Origin of the sequence: Thioclava litoralis (assembly GCF_045278885.1) — a bacterium.
In the GTDB taxonomy this organism is placed as follows: Bacteria; Pseudomonadota; Alphaproteobacteria; order Rhodobacterales; family Rhodobacteraceae; genus Thioclava; species Thioclava litoralis.
This window is the reverse complement of record NZ_CP135443.1, coordinates 2,380,903-2,401,145: the sequence shown is the minus strand read 5'-3', so window position 1 is coordinate 2,401,145 and position 20,243 is coordinate 2,380,903. Positions and strand designations below refer to the sequence as shown.

General features: G+C 60.5%; 23 protein-coding genes and 1 tRNA gene. 10 read left to right on the top strand and 14 right to left on the bottom strand.

What is annotated here, in order from left to right; all coding sequences use genetic code 11:
- Positions 1 to 121 precede the first annotated feature (121 nt).
- The gene (locus tag RPE78_RS11835) at positions 122 to 793 is read right to left on the bottom strand and encodes a class I SAM-dependent methyltransferase (RefSeq protein ID WP_406720655.1); all 672 of its coding nucleotides are present in this window, start codon (positions 791 to 793) and stop codon (positions 122 to 124) included.
- Between the two features lie 181 nt (positions 794 to 974).
- Positions 975 to 1,208, bottom strand: a complete 234-nt coding sequence (locus RPE78_RS11830) for a hypothetical protein (protein WP_406720654.1) — start codon at positions 1,206 to 1,208, stop codon at positions 975 to 977.
- A 605-nt stretch (positions 1,209 to 1,813) separates the two neighbouring features.
- On the opposite strand from RPE78_RS11830, the gene RPE78_RS11825 reads away from it, so the two are divergent.
- Both RPE78_RS11825 and RPE78_RS11820 read left to right on the top strand, forming a co-directional pair.
- Complete coding sequence (locus RPE78_RS11825) at positions 1,814 to 2,398, top strand: TetR/AcrR family transcriptional regulator (RefSeq protein ID WP_406720653.1); 585 nt, start codon at positions 1,814 to 1,816, stop codon at positions 2,396 to 2,398.
- Between the two features lies 1 nt (position 2,399).
- Positions 2,400 to 3,323 carry a DMT family transporter gene (locus RPE78_RS11820; RefSeq protein ID WP_406720652.1) on the top strand — a complete coding sequence of 308 codons (924 nt, stop codon included), beginning with the start codon at positions 2,400 to 2,402 and terminating at the stop codon, positions 3,321 to 3,323.
- A 425-nt stretch (positions 3,324 to 3,748) separates the two neighbouring features.
- Here the strand turns inward: RPE78_RS11820 and RPE78_RS11815 are convergent.
- The 11 genes from RPE78_RS11815 to RPE78_RS11765 form a co-directional block, all read right to left on the bottom strand.
- Positions 3,749 to 3,825, bottom strand: a tRNA-Arg gene (locus RPE78_RS11815).
- A 75-nt stretch (positions 3,826 to 3,900) separates the two neighbouring features.
- Positions 3,901 to 5,121, bottom strand: a complete 1,221-nt coding sequence (locus RPE78_RS11810; protein ID WP_339107177.1) for a cysteine desulfurase — start codon at positions 5,119 to 5,121, stop codon at positions 3,901 to 3,903.
- 70 nt (positions 5,122 to 5,191) lie between these two features.
- The gene (locus tag RPE78_RS11805) at positions 5,192 to 5,776 is read right to left on the bottom strand and encodes a YIP1 family protein (protein ID WP_339107176.1); all 585 of its coding nucleotides are present in this window, start codon (positions 5,774 to 5,776) and stop codon (positions 5,192 to 5,194) included.
- A gap of 2 nt (positions 5,777 to 5,778) precedes the next feature.
- The gene (locus RPE78_RS11800; protein ID WP_339107175.1) at positions 5,779 to 6,276 is read right to left on the bottom strand and encodes a YIP1 family protein; all 498 of its coding nucleotides are present in this window, start codon (positions 6,274 to 6,276) and stop codon (positions 5,779 to 5,781) included.
- A 9-nt stretch (positions 6,277 to 6,285) separates the two neighbouring features.
- Positions 6,286 to 7,596 (bottom strand): SufD family Fe-S cluster assembly protein, encoded by a 1,311-nt coding sequence (locus RPE78_RS11795; RefSeq protein WP_339107174.1) that lies wholly within the window; start codon positions 7,594 to 7,596, stop codon positions 6,286 to 6,288.
- The gene (sufC, locus tag RPE78_RS11790) at positions 7,596 to 8,369 is read right to left on the bottom strand and encodes a Fe-S cluster assembly ATPase SufC (protein ID WP_339107173.1); all 774 of its coding nucleotides are present in this window, start codon (positions 8,367 to 8,369) and stop codon (positions 7,596 to 7,598) included. The genes RPE78_RS11795 and sufC overlap by 1 nt, the downstream gene beginning before the upstream one ends.
- A gap of 14 nt (positions 8,370 to 8,383) precedes the next feature.
- Complete coding sequence (locus RPE78_RS11785; protein ID WP_406720651.1) at positions 8,384 to 8,635, bottom strand: heavy metal-binding domain-containing protein; 252 nt, start codon at positions 8,633 to 8,635, stop codon at positions 8,384 to 8,386.
- A 10-nt stretch (positions 8,636 to 8,645) separates the two neighbouring features.
- Positions 8,646 to 8,984 (bottom strand): DMT family protein, encoded by a 339-nt coding sequence (locus RPE78_RS11780; protein ID WP_406720650.1) that lies wholly within the window; start codon positions 8,982 to 8,984, stop codon positions 8,646 to 8,648.
- A gap of 15 nt (positions 8,985 to 8,999) precedes the next feature.
- Positions 9,000 to 10,514: a Fe-S cluster assembly protein SufB gene (sufB, locus tag RPE78_RS11775; protein WP_406720649.1), complete on the bottom strand. Its 1,515-nt coding sequence runs from the start codon at positions 10,512 to 10,514 to the stop codon at positions 9,000 to 9,002.
- Between the two features lie 83 nt (positions 10,515 to 10,597).
- Complete coding sequence (locus RPE78_RS11770; RefSeq protein ID WP_406720648.1) at positions 10,598 to 11,683, bottom strand: cysteine desulfurase family protein; 1,086 nt, start codon at positions 11,681 to 11,683, stop codon at positions 10,598 to 10,600.
- A 126-nt stretch (positions 11,684 to 11,809) separates the two neighbouring features.
- Positions 11,810 to 12,268 (bottom strand): Rrf2 family transcriptional regulator, encoded by a 459-nt coding sequence (locus tag RPE78_RS11765; protein ID WP_339107168.1) that lies wholly within the window; start codon positions 12,266 to 12,268, stop codon positions 11,810 to 11,812.
- Positions 12,269 to 12,568: 300 nt separating this feature from the next.
- Between RPE78_RS11765 and RPE78_RS11760 the strand changes: the two genes are divergently transcribed.
- The 4 genes from RPE78_RS11760 (at position 12,569) to RPE78_RS11745 (ending at position 15,803) form a co-directional block, all read left to right on the top strand.
- Positions 12,569 to 13,228, top strand: coding sequence for an alpha/beta hydrolase (locus tag RPE78_RS11760; protein ID WP_339107167.1), 660 nt, complete (start codon positions 12,569 to 12,571; stop codon positions 13,226 to 13,228).
- Positions 13,228 to 13,458 carry a hypothetical protein gene (locus RPE78_RS11755; RefSeq protein ID WP_339107166.1) on the top strand — a complete coding sequence of 77 codons (231 nt, stop codon included), beginning with the start codon at positions 13,228 to 13,230 and terminating at the stop codon, positions 13,456 to 13,458. Before RPE78_RS11760 ends, RPE78_RS11755 begins: the two co-directional genes overlap by 1 nt.
- Before the next feature lie 218 nt (positions 13,459 to 13,676).
- Entirely contained in the window at positions 13,677 to 14,297 is a 621-nt protein-coding gene (locus RPE78_RS11750; protein WP_339107165.1) for an HD domain-containing protein, read from the top strand.
- A gap of 297 nt (positions 14,298 to 14,594) precedes the next feature.
- A complete protein-coding gene (locus RPE78_RS11745; protein ID WP_406720647.1) occupies positions 14,595 to 15,803 on the top strand; it encodes an NADP-dependent isocitrate dehydrogenase in 1,209 nt (402 codons plus the stop codon).
- Positions 15,804 to 15,862: 59 nt separating this feature from the next.
- On the opposite strand, the gene RPE78_RS11740 is transcribed toward RPE78_RS11745, so the two are convergent.
- Positions 15,863 to 16,183 (bottom strand): hypothetical protein, encoded by a 321-nt coding sequence (locus tag RPE78_RS11740; protein WP_406720646.1) that lies wholly within the window; start codon positions 16,181 to 16,183, stop codon positions 15,863 to 15,865.
- A gap of 231 nt (positions 16,184 to 16,414) precedes the next feature.
- Between RPE78_RS11740 and RPE78_RS11735 the strand changes: the two genes are divergently transcribed.
- The 4 genes from RPE78_RS11735 (at position 16,415) to typA (ending at position 20,095) form a co-directional block, all read left to right on the top strand.
- A complete protein-coding gene (locus RPE78_RS11735) occupies positions 16,415 to 17,023 on the top strand; it encodes a YitT family protein (RefSeq protein WP_339107162.1) in 609 nt (202 codons plus the stop codon).
- 85 nt (positions 17,024 to 17,108) lie between these two features.
- Positions 17,109 to 17,816 (top strand): YitT family protein, encoded by a 708-nt coding sequence (locus RPE78_RS11730; protein WP_339107161.1) that lies wholly within the window; start codon positions 17,109 to 17,111, stop codon positions 17,814 to 17,816.
- Between the two features lie 56 nt (positions 17,817 to 17,872).
- The gene (locus tag RPE78_RS11725) at positions 17,873 to 18,205 is read left to right on the top strand and encodes an SMR family transporter (RefSeq protein WP_339107160.1); all 333 of its coding nucleotides are present in this window, start codon (positions 17,873 to 17,875) and stop codon (positions 18,203 to 18,205) included.
- A gap of 72 nt (positions 18,206 to 18,277) precedes the next feature.
- Positions 18,278 to 20,095: a translational GTPase TypA gene (gene typA / locus RPE78_RS11720; protein ID WP_339107159.1), complete on the top strand. Its 1,818-nt coding sequence runs from the start codon at positions 18,278 to 18,280 to the stop codon at positions 20,093 to 20,095.
- The last annotated feature ends 148 nt before the right edge of the window (positions 20,096 to 20,243 follow it).

The following is a 20,243-nucleotide window of genomic DNA, read 5'->3' as shown; positions in this document are numbered from 1 at the left end:
CGCAGACCCTGTGCAGGGGCCACAGGGCGCCGCAACGGCGCGGGGCTGCGCAACGGCGCGGGGCTGCGCCTTTCAACCAGCCCAGCCGTCCAGCCAGCCCGCTCTTTGAGCCAATACGACTTTAGCCAACACGACGGGCGTGAAACAGGATCTGCCCGCGCGGCAGCTTCTTCGGGTCCTCGCGCAGCGACCAGCCGGTGTCGCGGGCCATCCCGTGAACGGTCCCGGCCCGCATGTCATGGGGAGCACGCGCTGCATGGGTCACCACCCCGTCCCGCTGACGATAGGGCAGCTCCGCCTCTATCTCGTCGGGACGCAGAAACACCGTGAACATGAACAGTTCGAGCTGCGGGAGCCGCTGCAGATTGCGCAGGCATATGGCCAGATTTTCGGGCGGCAGATGCGGAAACACCCCGAAGGCGATCGCATGGGTGATGCGTTCGGGGATATCCGGAAATTCGAAACCGCTATCCTCGACCAGTTGCGCAGGGTCCAGACGCGCCGGATCGACCAGTTCACGCCCATGCCCGACCAGCATCAGCGCGCGTGAGGCATCCGTTGCCCAGTAATGGCCGGGGTCGAGATACTCGACCACCTTGCAGCCCAGACGCAGCGGCCCCGCCCCGATATCCAGCAGGTGGTGATGCGGCAGCACTCCGGCCTCTTCGATAATCTCCATCTGCCGCTCGCCGGTCTCTTCCCAGCGCCCACCGACGATATCGCGATGCATGCCTTTGGCCAGCATATCCGCGTAAAAGCCGGGGCGGGTATAGGGCGCGTGGGAATAGGACATTCGCTCTCTCGCAGAAAGGCGCGGCAAGGCGCGGGACAGTCAGGACATCCGGCGGACCATGCCGGAGGGCAGCGCCGTCTCATAACGGGGCATTCCCAAGCCGGCAAGCCCCTTCCCCGTTGGCGCGCGGCCTGCATGAAGCCCGCCCTCTCGCGACCGGTGCGGGATCGGCTGCGCGGTGCTAGACTGCCCTCCGGTCGCGGAAAATCTCGATGGTGGGCACGCGCTCGACAAGATAGGCCCCATCGGCCTTCTGGATAACCTTCGTGCCATCTTCGAGCGTGTATTTGACCGGACCGCCCAGACTGAGATCTCGGCCAGAGGGCAATGTCCGCATCACGCGCGCCCGCCATGCCTGAACCGTGTAGCGGTTCCCCGAGGCATCAAGACAAACAAATGTATATGCAACCTGCATGATGGCGAGCTCCCTCCGAGACGCACAATATGGCATGCCCATTCTGTTCCAGAACCGGCAATAAAGATGCATATACAAAACATCAATCAAATAAATTGGCGCATTCAATCCAATTATTGATTTATATATTTCATCTGTATATTATAAGCGGGTAACGTGTTTTGCATAACGAGTATCGGGTGCGGCCCAGACCGCGCCTGCCCTTACCTTGTTTTCCTGCAAGATCTGACGGCTGATCTCCGGAAGGCCCATTCCGCAGCCGCTCTGCTTGCAGGCCATCAGGACCGGCTCCGAAACCTGGCACCGGCAAGGCCGCACCAGGTTTCGGGGGGCTTGTGAAATCGACCAATGTCGCGATTGAAAGATCGCCGACCCCGGCCCATATTGATGATGTAACGAGTTTCGGGCGCGGGGTTCACACCGTCGTAACAGCCCCGCGCCCATTCGCCCCCCCCTTTTCCTGACATCGCCTGATACACGGCCTGCCTACGGCCAAGCCCCTGTCTTGTGACAGGCGCCCCTTGTCGCGGGGGAAGGCTTTGCGTCTTGCGGCGGACCGGAAGCAGGTATACCAATCGACCTACCTTCAAGGAGGTCGCCGCGTGATGCCCCACCCCCGAACCGGACACACCGCCCATGACCGCCTCCTGCAGGCGGCGATGGAGCTCTTTTACAGTCACGGCATCAACGGCACGGGGATCGACGCGATCATCACCCGCGCAGGCGTCGCAAAGAAAAGCCTCTACAACAACTTCACCTCGAAAGCGGATCTTGTCGGCCAGTATATCGAGGCCCGCCACGCCGAATGGCTGGCCCTTTACGATCGGCGACTGGCGCAGGCCGTAGATCCGCGCGCGCGGGTTCTGGCCGTGTTCGAGGCCTATCAGGATCATGCCGAACAGGCCTATGAGCGCGGTTTTCGCGGCTGCGGATTGCTGAATGCCGCCGCCGAACTGGAGGCTGGCGACCCTGCACGGGACGCCGTGCGCCGCCATAAAGAACAGGTCGAAGCCATTCTGGCGCAGCATCTTCAGGCCATGCTGCCCGAAACGCCGGATCGGGCCGCCGCACTGACCGCCCATATCGCCTTTCTGCTGGAGGGCGCGATGATGCGGGCAGGCCTTGAAGGCCACAATGCGCAGATGATACGCGCCAAAGCCCTGATCACCGACCTGCTGGAGAGGCTGTGAGATGAGCGCAAGCTATGGCAAGGGCGTCGCGGCCATTCTCTTTGCGGCCTGTGTATGGGGCACCACCGGCACCGCTGCAACCTTCGCCCCCGATGTCAGCGCCGCCGCAATCGGCGCGGCCGCAATGGGGATCGGCGGCATTGCACAGGCCCTTCTGGCCGTGCGCGGGATCAACCGCGCCGCCCCCGCCCTCTGGGCAGACCGGACCCTGCTTGTGGCAGGCGCTCTGGCGGTGGCCATCTATCCGCTGGCCTTTTACGGCGCGATGCGGCTTGCCGGTGTCACAGTGGGCACGGTGGTCACGATCGGCTCGGCCCCGCTGCTCTCCGCGCTGATCGAATATGCGTTCGACAAAACACGGCTGAGCCTGCGCTGGGGCATCAGCGCCGCGGTCGGATTGCTCGGCATGACGTTGATTTGTCTGGCAGAACAACTGCCCGATACCCCGCTGGACAAAGGGCATGACACGATCATCGGCATCCTGCTGGGCATCTTGGGAGGGCTGACTTACGGGCTTTATGCCTGGACCGCACGTCGTATGATGCTGCGGGGGCTGCCCTCCTCTGTCGCGATGGGCGCCACGTTCGGCTTGGGCGGGGTGCTTCTGATGCCGGTCCTTCTGGGCACGGGCGGCGCGTTTCTTATGTCTTGGTCGAATGCCGCTGTAGGGCTTTATATGGCCGCCGTGCCCATGTTTCTGGGCTATCTCTGCTTCGGCTACGGCCTCGCCCATGTCGAGGCCAGCACAGCCACGACCATCACCCTCCTCGAACCCGTCATCGCCGCCATTCTGGCCATTCTCGTCGTCGGCGAACACCTCCCTCCCTTGGGCTGGGTCGGCGTGGCACTGGTGGTGGGATGCCTCACCCTTCTCACCCTGCCACCCGGTTCCGCAGATCGAAAAACAGAGCCACCCCCATCGTAAGCGCCCCGAATAAAGACCATCCTCAACCCAAAGGCGTCCTTTGTGTCTGTCGGGGACCAGACGCGAAATGAAAAGGAGGCGAGGCCCAGCCCGCCAGCCCTCCTGCCCACCGAGATCGGGGCGCCTGTGAACTTGGCCAGAAGATGGCTTGGAACTGTGGAGTGCGAATCAACCTATCTGACATCACCCCGCACACCCTGAAGCATACCGCGATCACATGGACGTTGCAGAAAGGCGCATCCATCTGGGACACCGCCGGATACTTCGGAACGAGCGTCCAGACCATTGAGAAAACCTATGGCCATCACAGCCCGCACTTCCAAGAATCTGCGCTGGATGCCATCGATAAACGGGCATAATTTAGCAAAATCCGGACTTATAACGGACTTGGCGCGAAGAACGATTTTGGTAAGTGATTGATTTAATGGCGCACCCAAGAGGATTCGAACCTCTGGCCTCTGCCTTCGGAGGGCAGCGCTCTATCCAGCTGAGCTATGGGTGCGTGCTGTCGTCCGTATATCCGAGCCGGAAGACCTTCGCAACGGGCAAATCACCCTGCCCGCTGCATTAAATCGCCTCACCCCAGAAGATCGTGGCAAAGCTCAAGGGCCGAAACAAGCGCATCGGCTTCGGCTTTGGTGTTATACATCGCAAAGGACGCGCGCGCCGTCGCCGTGACCCCCAGATGCTGCATCAGCGGCATGGCACAATGGCTGCCCGCCCGCACAGCCACGCCGCGCTTGTCGAGAATCGTCGACATATCATGCGGATGGGCCGGACCGTTCAACGTCATCGAGAAAATGGCACCGCCCTCTGGGGGCACGCCTTGCAGGTTGAGCCAGTTCAACCCCTGCAGCTTCTCGGCGGTGTAGCGGCGCAGATCCTGCTCATGCGCCTCGATCGTCTTCATGCCGATCGACATCAGATAGTCCAGCGCGACACCCAGCCCGTATTGCTGCACGATCCCCGGCGTCCCGGCCTCGAATTTCATCGGCGGTGTGTGATAGGTCACCGTATCGCGGGTCACCGTGTCGATCATGTCGCCCCCGCCAAGGAAGGGACGCATCTCGGCCTGACGGTCCTTCGCAATCCAGATCGCGCCAGACCCCGAGGGCCCGTAAAGCTTGTGCCCCGTGATCGCGTAGAAATCGCAGCCGATCGCCGCCACGTCCACCGGCATATGCACCGCCGCCTGCGAGCCGTCGACCAGCACCGGCACGCCCTTCTCGCGCGCGCCTTTCGAAATGGCGGCCACATCGACCAGCGTGCCCAGCACATTCGACATATGGGTGACGGCAATCAGCTTGGTGCGCGGCCCCACGGCCTCCAGCACTTTCTCGGCAGGCAGCGAACCATCGGGTTCCGGCTCGACCCATTTCAGCACCACGCCCTGACGTTCGCGCAGGAAATGCCACGGCACGATATTGGCGTGATGTTCCAGAACCGACAGCACGATCTCGTCGCCCGCCTGAAGGCGCGGGGCGGCCCATGCATAAGAGACCAGATTGATCCCCTCGGTCGAGCCGGTGGTAAAGATGATCTCGTGCTCGTCAGGCGCGTTCAGGAAGCGGGCAATGATGCCACGAACGCCCTCGTATTTCTCGGTCGAAAGATTGGAAAGCGTATGCAAGCCACGGTGGACATTGGCATAGTCCTCCTCATACATCCGCGTCATCGCATCGATCACCACCCGCGGCTTCTGCGCCGAGGCACCGTTATCGAGATAGACCAGCGGTTTGCCGTTCACTTCACGCGACAGGATCGGAAAATCGGCGCGGATGGTTTGAACATCGAACATGGGAGCCCCCCTGACGGGATATAGAACAGATGGAACGGGCCCCAGCGGGACCCGTCCGGAACGATTTGGCTTATGGCGAGGGCGACGGCATGACCCCCAGCAGCATCAGGACCAGACCGGTCGCGAAGGCCGAGGCAAAGAACGTGACAATCGTGCCGATCGCAACCACAGCAAGGTTGCGGAACCCGTGCAAAGCCGCCACGAAATTGACGATGAAATAGAACATCAGCGTCAGCAGGATAACGGTTGTGGCCCCAAGGCCGGAGGGCAGGATCATGATCAGCGCAAGCTGCACCACCTGCAGGATGACCATGACAAATTCGGCCCATGTCATCAGCAAAAGCGCATCGCGGAAAGCACCGTGGCCATTGCCCATCCGCCCGACAAAGGTCATGGCCCCTGCCGCATAGATCAGGATCGCGGCCTGAATCAGGATCATCGGAATGGGGTTCAGGCTCAGTCGCTCGGTATCGGGGACCATTGTGCTGGCCAGCACCTGACCGAACAGGCCAAGACAGGCGGAGAGCACCACCACAACCGCCAGCCCCAGCCAGCGCGCCTGCGTTGGCGGGTTCCAGTCAATCAGCGCCCGTGCGACGGATTGCGGCTGGGTAATCGTGCCTAAAATTGCCTGTCTGAAAGTAAACTGTTCCAAGATCATCCCCGCTTTGCGGTGGTCTCGAAGAAGGCGACGCGCATTCCCGAGATCCAGAATATGACGAACACGAGAAAGGTCGCGACCCCCACCATATTCGCCTGATGCCCTACGCCAATAAAGCCAGAGACCAGCCCGCGCAAGAGCAGCAGCGGCGAGGCCGCCAATAGCGCCCAGAAGAGCGCGATCCGCGCGCCATATCCGCTGCCCTTCCCGCCCAGAAGCTTTGCCACCCCCCTGGCGATCAGCGCCACCAGATAGAAAAGCGGCACGGCCACCAACAGCCCCAGCGCCTGTCCCAACATCAGGGCAGGCAAAGGGGTAGCGGGGTTTTCAAAGGCAAACCGGGACAGTCCCGGCCATTGTGCGATGTAAACCAGCACCAGCGCCGACAACAGAAAGGTCAGCGCCCGAGGTTCGGACGGCGCGTGCGACAGGTGATCGCGCACCACCTGACGGGGTGCGCGATAGCTGCGAAGGATATCCGAAAGAGCCGACATCCGACAGGCTCAGGAGCGGTGACGGGCCAGCCAGCCCTCAAGACGCGACAGCACGTCTTCGCGCAAGGCCTCGTCCTCGATCTCCTCGACCGCATCGGCCACGAAGCTCAGGACCAGCAGATTGACCGCAACCGCCTTCGGCACACCGCGCGAGCGCAGGTAGAAGAGTGCGGTCTCGTCAATCGCACCGGTGGTCGAGCCATGCGAACAGGCTACGTCATCGGCATAGATCTCAAGCTCGGGCTTGGCGAGGAACTGGCTGTCCTCGTCCAGAAGAAGCGACTGGCTGATCTGGTAGCCATCGGTCTTCTGCGCGCCCTCTTTCACCAGGATCTTGCCCTGGAAAATGCCATGCGCGCCGTTTTTCAGCACTTTCTTGAAGACCTGACGGCTTTCGCCGCGCAGAGCGCCATGCGTGATGAAGACGGTATCATCATGGTGGAACGGACCTTTGTGACCGTCGCCCAAAGCGGCACCCGCCACATGTGCCACAGCATCGTCGCCCACCATATCGATCACGCATTCATTGCGCGTCAGCTGCCCGTTCGAGGTCATGGTGAAAGACTTGAAAAGCCCCTCTTCGGCCACGCGGGTGAAGATATGGGTATTGGCCAGACGTTCCTGCGAACGGCCCTGAATGCGCAGATGGTGGAACTTCGCGCCCTTGGCCACATCGACCTCGGTCACGATATTGAAACGCGCGCCCGCAGGACCGCTTTCCAGCAAGGTGATCTCGGAGCCTTCTTCCAGCTTGACGACATGGTGCAGCATCACGTCGGAGCCGTCATCCTCGTGCAGGTAGTCGATATGCACGGGTTTCGCCGCCTGCCCCGTGACCCTGATCAGCAGCCCGTCCTTGGCCGCAGCGGTATTGAGCGCGGCATAGGGACGGTCGACCGGTTTCTGGCCATCGGCTTCCAGCTTGCCATAAAGCGACTGCGCCCAATGGATATCGGCGGCATCCGCCTCGGCCAGACGCGAGATCTCGACACCGGCATTGATCAGGTCGTCCGACAGATCCTCGTTGAAGACGCCATCGACAAAGACCAGACGCACGCGCTCGAACGTGTCGAAATTCGCGGGCTCGTCCTTGGGGTTGAACAGCGCGGCTTTCGGTGCCTCCGGCGCGTTCAGCCCCGTCGGGTTGGTCCAGCGCCAGTATTCATCACGACGGCCCGGCAGACCCATCGCGGTCAGCCGTTGCAGCGCATCGGCACGGGCGGCTGCGGTGAACCCGCCTTCGGGCAGATCCAGCGCGGCCAAGCGGGCGGTCAAGGCTTCGGCCTTGAGCGCCTGATTGCGGAGTTTTGCGCTTGCCATCAGGCCATCACCTCGCTGATCCCGTGTTCTTTCAGCAGGTCGGAATAGCCGTTCTTCTCGACTTCCAGTGCCAGCTCGGGGCCACCGGTCTTGATGATACGGCCCGCCGCCATGATATGCACGACATCGGGTTTGATATGGTCCAGCAAGCGCTGGTAGTGGGTGATCACAAGGAAGGACCGGCCTTCCGAGCGCAGCGCATTCACGCCGTCCGACACCAGTTTCATAGCGTCCACATCCAGACCCGAGTCGGTCTCGTCAAGGATGCACATCTTCGGTTCCAGCATCGCCATTTGCAGGATCTCGTTGCGCTTTTTCTCACCGCCCGAGAAGCCCACATTGACCGGACGCTTCAGCATCTCGGCGTCGATCTTCAGCGATTTCGCTTTTTCGCGCACGATCTTCAGGAATTCGCCTGCCGAATACTCTTCCTCGCCACGCGCTTTACGCTGGGCGTTCACGGCCGTGCGCAGGAAGGTCATATTGCCCACGCCCGGGATCTCGACCGGATACTGGAATGCAAGGAACAGACCTTCGGCGGCGCGCTCTTCGGGCTCCTGCTCCAGCAGGTTCTCGCCATCAAGCGTGGCCGAGCCTTCGGTCACGGCATAGCCGTCACGGCCCGAAAGCACATAGGACAGCGTCGATTTACCCGAACCGTTCGGCCCCATGATCGCATGGACCTTGCCGGTTTCGATGGTCAGATTCACACCCTTGAGGATCTTCTTGCCACCCTCTTCGAGTTCTGCGTGCAGGTTTTTGATCTCTAGCATAGTCTTTTTCCTGTTCAGTCGATGGTGACAGCCGTGCCGGATGCCGACACCATCAACATCGAATCCGCGACGACCTCGTAATCAAGATCGACGCCAACGATTGCGTTTGCGCCCTTGGCCCGGGCGCGCTCTTCCAGTTCTTTGAAGGCCACCTCGCGCGCATCGGCAAGTTTGGCCTCATAGGCGCCCGAACGGCCGCCCACGACAATGCCGTGATAGGCGGTGATCTTGTGACCTTCGATCGTGGCTGTGGTGGTGACGATCATGACGCGCTCCTCATCCCTTGAAGACCAGCATGGCCCCCAACCCGATCAGCACAAATCCCGCGACGGTCGTCAGGCTGGGCGGCTCCTTCAGATAGAAGGTCGAAAACCCCACAAAGACCACCAGCGTGATGACCTCCTGGATCGTCTTGAGCTGTGCCGTCGAATAGACCTGATGCCCGATCCGGTTGGCCGGAACGGCCATCCAGTATTCGATAAAGGCAATCGACCAGCTGATGATCACCACGGCCCAAAGCGGTGCCGTGGAATATTTCAGGTGCCCGTACCACGCCACCGTCATAAAAACGTTGGACGCGATCAGCAGCACGACCGGAAGGAGATATGCGCTCATGAACGCCCAACGCCCCTAGCCCACAGAGCCTTCCAGCGAGATCGCCACCAGCGACTGCGCTTCCATCGCGAACTCCATCGGCAGCGCCTGCAGCACCTCGCGGCAGAAGCCGTTCACCACCAGAGCGACCGCCTCTTCCTCGTCCATGCCGCGGGCACGGCAGTAGAACAGCTGGTCGTCATCGACCTTCGAGGTGGTGGCCTCGTGTTCAACGCGGCTCGTGTTGTTCTTGACCTCGATATAGGGCACGGTATGCGCCCCGCATTCCGACCCGATCAGCAGGCTGTCACATTGCGTGTAGTTGCGCGAGTTGGACGCTTTCGGGTGCATCGAGACCAGCCCCCGATAGGTGTTCTGCGCCTTGCCCGCCGAGATCCCCTTGGACACGATCCGCGAGCGCGAATTCTTGCCCAGATGGACCATCTTGGTGCCGGTATCGGCCTGCTGGTAGTTATTGGCGATGGCGATCGAGTAAAACTCGCCCGAGGATTCCTCGCCGCGCAGGATGCAGGACGGGTATTTCCACGTGATGGCCGAGCCGGTTTCCACCTGCGTCCACATCACCTTGGCACGGTCGCCACGACAATCGGCGCGTTTGGTCACGAAGTTATAGATGCCGCCCTTGCCGTCCTCGTCACCGGGGAACCAGTTCTGAACGGTCGAATATTTGACCTCGGCATCTTCCTCGATGACGATCTCCACAACAGCCGCGTGCAGCTGGGCGGTGTCCCGTTTCGGCGCGGTGCAGCCTTCAAGATAGGACACATAGGCGCCCTTGTCGGCCACGATCAGCGTGCGCTCGAACTGCCCCGTATTTTCCGCGTTGATACGGAAATAGGTCGACAGCTCCATCGGGCAGCGGACCCCCGGCGGGATATACACGAAGGACCCATCCGAGAAGACCGCAGAGTTCAGCGTGGCATAGTAGTTATCCGACTGCGGTACGACCGAGCCGATATATTTCTTGACCAGCTCGGGGTGTTCCTTGATCGCTTCCGAGATCGAGCAGAAGATCACACCCGCCTCGCGCAGCTTGTCCTTGAAGGTCGTGCCGACCGAGACCGAGTCGAACACCGCATCCACGGCGACCTGACGCTTGCTCGGGTCATAGTCTTCGGCACCTTCCACACCGGCAAGGATCATCTGTTCTTTCAGCGGGATGCCCAGTTTCTCATAGGTCGCCAAAAGCTTGGGATCGACCTCATCGAGCGATTTGGGCTTGGTTTCCATCGATTTCGGACGCGCATAGTAATACTGGTCCTGAAAATCGATTTCCGGCACGTTGAGCAGCGCCCAATCGGGCTCTTCCATCTCTTTCCAGCGCGCGAAAGCCTGAAGACGCCATTCGGTCATCCATTCCGGCTCTTCGTTCTTTTCAGAAATCAGGCGGACGATATCCTCGTTTACGCCCTTGGGGGCGTATTCCATCTCGATCTCGGTATTCCAGCCGTATTTATACGACCCCATATTCTGGACCGTTTCAACCGTCTCGCGGTCGACGCCCTCGCGGATTTGCAAATCGTCTGCCACGTGTCATTCCCTATCTTGCTGGTCGCGCTCATGGCCGACCGTTTCCCCAAATCCGCCGCACCAAGCTCTGGCTTGCGGACCTATCACATACGCTCCCGAAGCTTGTCGCCATGCTTGCGCCGAGCTTTGGACCAAGCCTCCACGAAACGGTCGATCGCCTCGCGCGTGATGCCCGGCCCAAGCGAGACGCGCATCGCACATCCCGCAAGATCTTCGCCCCACCCCATAGCGCGCAACACGCCAGAGGCCCGAACCTTACCCGACGAGCAGGCCGATCCGGCAGAGACCGCAACCCCTGCAAGGTCCATCCGCATCACCTGCGTCTCGCCTTTCCAGCCGGGGCTGATCACCGACAATGTATTGGGCAGAAGCGCAGGCGCTGCTGCCTGACCCTGCCCGTCTGCGGGTGCGTTCCATCCGGGAAAGTAAACGTCTTCGACAGCCTCTTCCAGTGCCTTTTTTAGAATATTTCTAAGTTCGGCCACTTCTTCCCAGACACCATTGGCCAGATCGCGCATCGCAGCCTCGGATGCCGCAGCAAATCCGGCGATACCGATCAGATTTTCCGTTCCTGCGCGGCGCCCCATCTCTTGCCCGCCGCCCTTCAGGCCCGCTGCCAGATCGGTGCCCTGTTTCAGGATCACCGCCCCCACCCCTTTGGGCCCGCCCAGCTTATGGGCCGACACAAGACCACAGGTCGCGCCCATCCAGTTGAAGGCCAGAGGGATCTTGCCAAAGCCCTGCGTCAGGTCGGTCGACCACAGCCCCTCGGGCAGATCCTGAATCACACCGGTTTCCGAATTGGCAATCTGCAGACTGGAGCGCGCGGGGTCCGCTACGGTCACACGACCATAGCCATCCACCGCAAGATCGGCCTCGCACCATGCTTTCACCGCGTCATGCTCGACCTCGGCGCAATGGATACCGCGCCCCGCATGCACCAGCGCCGATGCCTCGGTCGTGCCGGAGGTAAACACAACATCCTGACCATCGGCACCAATCGCATGGGCAATCTGCGCACGGCAACGTTCCATCAGCGATTTCGCGGCCCGCCCCTCGGCATGAACCGAAGACGGATTGCCCAGCAGGTCCATCGCCTCGACCATCGCCGCCTTCGCCTCTGCCCGCAGAGGCGTGGTTGCGTTCCAGTCGAGATAGAGCCGTTCCATGACACGATGTCCTTCTGCGCCCGTAACATGGGCCGTTATCTGGCTTTGGACATAGGCGCAGAACGGATAAAAGACAATAACCCGAGTCTATGACTCAGGTTAGCAAGGGGGGTGTGCGCAAATCGCTTAATCATCCACCACCGAGAACAGCGACGGCACGGCCGGACAGGGTTTGAGCCCGTTGCCGATGACATCCTGCAGCGTGGTCTGGTGCAAAAAGACGAAGACCTGCGCCGAAAGGCTTTCCCACAGACGGTTCGACAGAGACTGCGCCCGCGTGCCGGATTTCCCGCCCGAGGCTCCTGCCCCCACATGCATGGCCGAGACTTTCTCGTCCACCGCCTCGAACACCTCGCTCACGCGGATTTCGGCGGGCGGACGTGCCAGTTGGTACCCACCACCCGGACCGCGCACCGACTGCACCAGCCCCGCACGACGCAGCCGCACGAAGATCTGTTCGAGATAGGCCAGCGAAATATCCTCGCCTTCGGAAAGCTGCGATAATGAAACCCGGCCATTCGGTCCCGACAAGGCCAGGCTTGACAAGGCCACCATCGCGTAACGCCCTTTGGTCGATAGTTTCATACAGTATCCTCCGCTTAATCACCCGCGCCGAAAAGGACGGGCTCTGACCTCCCCGAGAGGCGATCATGCCATGCCACCTCCGAATCGCGGCAAATTTACGCTAGAATGCCCCGATGTCGATCATCAATACAGAGAGAATGGCGCAAGAACCATTGACCTTGCGCGCTGGCCCCCTTAACTCGTTTCCACCCGTAGATCCGGCATTGTGCCGGGGATGGCCCTCCCTAGGGGGATGCAGACCCTGCGTCAAGCAACCCTGCACCCTTGGATCCGGGCCCATGCAAGAGCAGACGAGAACCGATGCCCGAAGTCATTTTTCCCGGTCCCGAAGGTCGCCTAGAAGGCCGCTATCACCCGCAAGCCGCCCCCGACGCGCCGATTGCCATCATCCTGCATCCCGATCCGCAATTCGGTGGCACGATGAACAACCGCGTCGTCTACAACCTGCATTACGCGTTCCACAAGCTGGGCTTCACCGTGCTGCGCTTCAACTTCCGTGGTGTGGGCCGCAGCCAAGGGGAATATGATCAGGGGATCGGCGAATTGTCGGATGCCGCCTCGGCGCTGGATTACCTGCAATCGCAGAACCCCAATTCCAAACACTGCTGGGTTGCGGGGTTCAGCTTTGGCGCTTGGATCGGGATGCAGCTTCTGATGCGCCGCCCCGAGATCACCGGTTTCGTCTCGGTGGCTCCGCCGGCGAATATGTATGACTTCAGCTTCCTCGCGCCCTGCCCCTCGTCGGGTCTGATCATCAACGGCACCGCCGACCGCGTCGCGCCGCCGAAAGATACCGCCACGCTGGTCAGCAAGCTGGGCGAGCAGAAAGGGATTACCGTCACCCATGAAGAGATCAGCGGTGCCGATCACTTCTTCAAGGATGACGAGGCGCATATGAAGCCGATGATCGATACGGTCCAATCCTATGTGAAGCGCCGCCTGACGGAGAACACCCGCTAATGGCACTGCTCGAAGACCTGGCCGAAAAGCTGGCCTTCGACTGCATGCAAGCCCAAAAGGAGATCGGCCCCACGGCCGATCGCCTCTACCAAGACGTTGCCACCCATATCGGCACCGCCTCGCCCTCTCTCGAAGAGGCCTTTCTGACCGCCTGCCGCCTGCATATGGCCGCCCTGCGCGCCGAAGACTTCATGGCGCGGCGCATCTCTGCCCTGAAATCCGGCAAATAAAGCTGTGCAGCACGTGACCGGCGGCTATGCGCATTTAGCTGGTATCTGGCACTGGCTCTGGGCGTGCAAACCCGTTAGGTCGGAAGCAGGCCTTTCGTCCGTCTCGCATGGCGCAAGGACCGCCGCACCTGCCCGCTCCGCTTGCGGGGCCGTGGGCTGATCCTGGCGCAGCGTTCAGGTGCCCGTCTTTTCCCGCCGGGGTGAAAAGGATAAGGCCCATGACCACCGCAGCAGACCCAGCCACCCAACGGCTTGATCGGCAACTGGCCTTTCTGGCCGAGGCCGAGAAGCTTAAAGGGGTCATCCGCGCGACCCCCGTCATGGACGATTCCCGCTTCGAGAATTCTGCCGAACATAGCTGGTCTCTGGCGCTTTGGGCGCTGGTACTGGCCGATCAGGCCGATCCCGCAGTCGATCCGGTGCGCGCGATCAAGATGCTGTTGCTGCATGATATGGTCGAAATCGATGTGGGCGATGTGCCGATCCATTCGAAGGGCGGTAAGGCGCATGACAGCGCCGAGACCTGTGCCGCCGAAGCCCGCGCGGCAGAGCGCATCTTCGGACTGCTCCCGACGGATATGGCGCAGGATTTCCTGAGCACTTGGCAGGAATTCGAAGCCAACGAGACCCCGACCGCCATCTATGCCAAATCGCTCGACCGCGCGCAGCCGGTGATGCTGAACCTGCAATCGGGCGGCGGATCATGGCGCGAATACAAGGTGACGTGGGACCAGTTACAAGAGCGCGTGGGCTGCAAGATCAATCGCGGCCTTCCCGCGCTCTGGTCCGCGATCAAGGCGCGGATCTTTCCGTGGTTCGAAGACAACCGCCGCCTCTGAGCCGCCCCGCCCTCCATGCGGGCCCGACCGGCACCGTTTTGACGCGATACGGTGCGGGCCTGCGGCAAGCTGCGCCTATTTTTCAAGCAGGCTCATCTTCGCAACGATATCTTTGCAAACAGCCCCTACCTTTCGGCACAACCGGATTTCATGCTGCGCTAACATAAAACCGGACGAATATGTCGAATTGTAGAATACCGTCGTATACTACGGCATACAAACTCTGGCTATTCCCATAAGTTTGCGCTAAATGGGGCCTGTCCCGACTCATATATATAAGCCTAGGAAGGGGTTCATATGTCCAAGATCAAGGTGGAGAATCCGATCGTCGAACTCGACGGCGACGAGATGACCCGGATCATCTGGGATTTTATCAAGAAGAAACTGATCGAACCCTATCTGGATGTCGATCTGCTGTATTACGATCTCGGCATCGAAGAACGTGACCGCACCGATGACCAGATCACCATCGATGCCGCCAACAAGATCAAAGAGATCGGCGTTGGTGTGAAATGTGCGACCATCACCCCCGATGAAGCGCGCGTCGAGGAATTCGGCCTCAAGAAGATGTGGAAATCGCCCAACGGCACGATCCGCAATATTCTGGGCGGTGTGGTCTTCCGTCAGCCGATCATCTGCCGCAACGTGCCGCGCCTTGTGCCGGGCTGGACCGACCCCATCGTTGTGGGCCGCCACGCTTTCGGTGACCAGTATAAGGCGACCGATTTCACCTTCCCGGGCAAAGGCCAGCTGACGATGAAATTCGTGGGCGATGATGGCACCGTAATCGAGAAGGTCGTCTATGATGCGCCCTCGGCGGGCGTCTATCAGGCGATGTATAACCTTGACAGCTCGATCTATGACTTCGCCCGCGCCTCGTTCAACTACGGTCTGTCGCTGAACTGGCCGGTCTATCTGTCGACCAAGAACACCATCCTGAAAGCCTATGACGGCCGCTTCAAGGATATCTTTGCCGAAGTTTACGCCAATGAATTCGAAGAAGAATTCAAGAAGCGCGGCATCTGGTACGAACACCGTCTGATCGACGATATGGTGGCGTCGGCCATGAAATGGTCGGGCAAATTCGTCTGGGCCTGCAAGAACTACGATGGCGATGTGCAATCGGATACAGTGGCACAGGGCTTCGGCTCGCTGGGCCTGATGACCTCGCAGCTGATGACGCCCGACGGCAAGATCGTCGAGGCCGAAGCTGCCCACGGCACCGTGACGCGCCACTACCGCCAGCACCAGCGCGGCGAACAGACCTCGACCAACTCGATCGCCTCGATCTACGCTTGGACCGGTGGCCTGAAGCACCGCGCGAAACTCGACAACAACAGCCAGCTGATGAATTTCGCGGAAACGCTGGAACGCGTGGTTGTCGAAACCGTGGAATCGGGCTTCATGACGAAGGACCTTGCCCTGCTGGTCGGCCCCGACCAGAAATGGCTCACCACGATGGGCTTCCTCGAAAAAGTCGACGAGAACCTCAACAAAGCGTTCTGAACATCCTAAAAAGGCCGGGCATCACGCCCGGCCTTTTTCATTGGCAAATCCTGCAACCTTCAGGCAGCGATAAGCTGCAGATCCTGCCAATAATGACGCATTTCGGTGAGGGCCGCGCGGTCCTGCCGACGGGCCAGAAGCTGTAGGTAAAGCTGGCCGGGGCCTTCGAAATAGATCACGAAGATCATGATCCGAAGCGCCTCGCGCATATCTTCGCTCAACGCCTCCCATTGCGGCACAGGCCCCCGCAAATTCACCCCTTGCTCTTCCAGCACGGTCAGAAGCGCGTAATGACGCAGGAAACGCTTTTCCTGCTCCATCTGGATGATCCCGTGCCGCTCATGCGCCCGCTGCGCCTGAGAAAATCGGAGCTTCGCCATGCGATCCACCAGCGCAAGGCGAAAATGAACAATTACCATCGCAACCGTCAGACAAGACAGCACGATCCCTAGGCAAAACACTGATAAGTCAGACATTAATTCCCCAGCCACTAGTTAACATTTTGTTCACTAAAGTTAACCCGTGGCGAAATTGTGGCGTGAAAATGGATTACACACGTCAAATGACACAACATCTTGCACTTGGCCCTGCCCGCGATAAATCATGGCCGCATGACACATCTTCTCCCCCCTTCCCACAGCACGCTCGATGATGCTCAGGGCATCGCCTATGGCGGCATCATCGCAGGGTTCGGCCTGCTGATCCTGACCTCGCTCGGTTTCGTCACCGGCCAGACCGCCGGAATGGCGGTGCTGATCTCCTATGCAACCGGATGGTCCTTCGGGGCCGTCTTCTTCGTGATCAATATCCCCTTCTACTGGCTGGGCTGGAAACGGATCGGCCCCGCCTTCGTGTGGAAATCTCTGGCCGCAGTCAGCCTGCTGTCACTGACCACCGCCGTCCTTCCCCGCTACGTCCATTTCGACCTGCTGCATCCGGCAGCGGGGGCGGTGCTGTTCGGACTGATCACCGGCTCGGCGCTGCTGGCGCTGTTCCGGCACGGCTCCAGCCTTGGCGGAATCGGCATCGTCGCGCTTTACCTGCAGGACAAGACCGGCTTTCGCGCAGGCTGGACGCAGATGGGCTTTGACGTGGCCGTTTTCGCGCTGGCCCTGACCCTGCGCGACCTCGAGACCGTGGCATGGTCCTTCCTTGGCGCTGTCGTGATGAATATGGTTATCGGCATCAACCATCGGCGCGACCGCTATATCGCAACCTGAGTATTTATTAAGCATCCTTAGCTATTCTGTCAGGGCCGCGTGCTGCGGCCCTTGATTTTTTGCCAGATCGGCGCATAGTTAGGTCATGTGTGCTGACATTAATGCCGATCTCAAACTGCGCTGCCCCCCACCGACCGGACGCCGCAAACGTTTGGTTGCCAGACCTGGCCTGCGCCATCCTGATGACAAACATTATACCCGCCTCGAAGATGCCCAAGGGTTGCTGATTGCCTGTGCGCAGGCCGCGCTTGGCATCCACCTGTTACGTGCGGCGGGTCTGATGACCGGAGGAACGGCGGGGCTTGCGCTTTTGCTGACCTATATCGCGCAAGATCACGGCATCCACCTGACCTTCGGGGGGATTTTCTTTGCCATCAATATCCCCTTCTATGCTTTCGCCTACAAAGCACGCGGGATCGGCTTCTGCCTGAAAAGCCTTGCCTCCGTGACGCTGGTCTCGCTGATGGCCGAGGCTCTCAAACCCTTCCTGCATGTCGACCAGATCCACCCCGCTGTCGCCGCCCTTCTGTTTGGGGTCAGTGCGGGGGTCGGGCTGCTGGGGCTATTCCGCCATTCGGGCAGTCTGGGCGGCGTGTCGATCGTCGCGCTGGTGCTGCAGGACCGCTTCGGCTTCAAGGCAGGCTGGACCCAGACGATCCATGATCTTGGCCTGTTCCTGATCGCTTTCTGGGTGCTGCCGCTTGGCAATGTAGGCTGGTCCCTTCTGGGCGCGGTTGTCCTGAATGCGGTGATTGCCTTCAATCACCGACGGGACTGGTATGTTGTGACCTGATCTGGCAGGCTCGGCAGGACACCGAGCACAGCTGGCCCGATTGGAGTATCTCCCGCATGAAAACCTATCTGCTGCTGACGCTCGCTGTCCTGTTCGAGGTGTTCGGCACAAGCTGCCTGCAAGCCAGCCAGCAATTCAGCAGGCTCTGGCCCAGCCTCGGGGTTCTCGCCGGTTTTGCAGGGGCCTTCTATCTGTTCACACAGGTGCTCAAGACCTTACCGCTGGGAATTACCTATGCGCTCTGGTCGGGGATCGGGATCGTGCTTACGAGTCTGATCGGCCTTGTGATTTTCAAACAGAGGCTCGACTTTGCGGGGATTTGCGGCATTATCTTGATCCTTGCGGGCGTATTTGTGATCAATCTCTGGTCTAAATCCGCTGTTCATTGAGTTGAGGGCTAGAATGACCGGCCCAAATGCACTATGCGCTGGGGCAATCCTCCCTAGCAGGCAAGATTTCTCATGGAACTTCGCAATATCGCGATCATCGCGCACGTTGACCACGGCAAGACAACTCTGGTCGACCAGCTTCTGAAACAATCCGGTGCATTCCGCGAAAACCAGGCCGTTGCAGAACGCGCCATGGACAGCAACGACATCGAACGGGAACGCGGGATCACCATCCTTGCAAAATGTACCTCGGTCGAGTGGGAAGGCACCCGCATCAATATCGTCGACACCCCCGGCCACGCCGATTTCGGTGGCGAGGTGGAGCGCATCCTGTCGATGGTGGACGGTGTCTGCCTTCTGGTCGACGCGGCCGAAGGCCCGATGCCGCAAACCAAATTCGTGACCTCGAAGGCACTGGCGCTCGGCCTGAAGCCGATCGTGGTGCTCAACAAGGTCGACAAGCCGGCCGCCGATCCCGATCGCGCGCTGGACGAGGTGTTCGACCTCTTCGCCAACCTCGGCGCGACCGAAGAACAGCTTGATTTCCCGCATGTCTACGCTTCGGGCATCGGCGGCTGGGCCGATGACGAACTGGACGGGCCGCGCGAGGATCTGAGCGCGCTGTTCCGCCTGATCGTGAAGCATGTCGAGGCCCCGAAACAGGTCGAGAAAAAAGACGAGCCCTTCGCGATGCTGGCCACCACGCTGGCCGCCGATAACTTCATCGGCCGCATCCTGACCGGCCGTATCGAATCCGGCACCCTGAAAGTGGGCGATAGCCTCAAGGCCCTGTCGCGCAAGGGCGACAAGATCGAGCAGTTCCGCTGCACCAAGATCCTTGCCTTCCGCGGCCTGAGCCAGCAGCCCATTGACGAAGCGCAGGCCGGTGATATCGTCACCGTAGCAGGCATGACCAAAGCCACCGTGGCCGACACGCTCTGCGCGCTGGAAGTCGAAGAGGCCATTCAGGCCAAGCCGATCGACCCGCCGACCATCTCGGTGACCTTCGGCATCAATGACAGCCCGCTGGCGGGTAAAGACGGCTCGAAGGTCCAGTCGCGTGTCATCCGTGACCGCCTGATGAAAGAAGCCGAAACCAATGTGGCAATCCGTGTCGAGGATACGCCCGGCGGGGAAGCCTTCATCGTGTCGGGTCGGGGTGAACTCCAGATGGGTGTTCTCATCGAGAACATGCGCCGCGAAGGGTTCGAACTGTCGATCTCGCGCCCGAAAGTGATTTTCCGCGAGGAAGATGGCGTGCGCATGGAGCCGGTGGAAGAAGTCATCATCGATGTGGATGACGAATATTCCGGCGTCGTGATCGAGAAGCTTACCGGCTACCGCAAGGGCGAGCTGGTCGAGATGCGTCCGGCAGAAGGCGGCAAGACCCGCGTTGTGGCCCATGTGCCCTCGCGCGGCATGATCGGCTATCAGGGCGAGTTCCTGACCGACACCCGTGGCTCGGGCGTGCTGAACCGTCTGTTCCATAGCTGGACCCCCTATAAAGGCGCCATCGAAGGCCGCCGTCAGGGCGTTCTGATCTCGATGGAGAACGGCACCTCGGTCGCTTATGCCCTGTGGAACCTCGAAGAGCGCGGCAAGCTGTTCATCGGCGCGCAGGAAGCGGTCTATACCGGCATGATCATCGGCGAGCATTCGCGTGACAACGATCTGGAAGTGAACCCGCTCAAGGGCAAGAAACTGACCAACGTCCGTGCCTCGGGCACCGATGAAGCCGTCCGCCTGACCCCGCCGGTGCGCATGTCGCTGGAAGAGGCGATCGCCTATATCGATGATGACGAGCTGGTGGAAGTGACCCCGAAAGCCATCCGTCTGCGCAAGGTCCATCTGGACCCCCACGAACGCAAGCGCGCCTCGCGCGAGGCCTGATTTCAGGCGTGGCACTGACGATCGAGGAAGGGGGGCTGTCTGCCCCCCTTTTTCGTCTGCGACGAAAAATTCCCCCCGAGGATATTTCCGGCAGCTGGATATGGAAACGGCGCGAAAGGCAGAGCTTCGCGCCGTTTTTCCTTGTGAT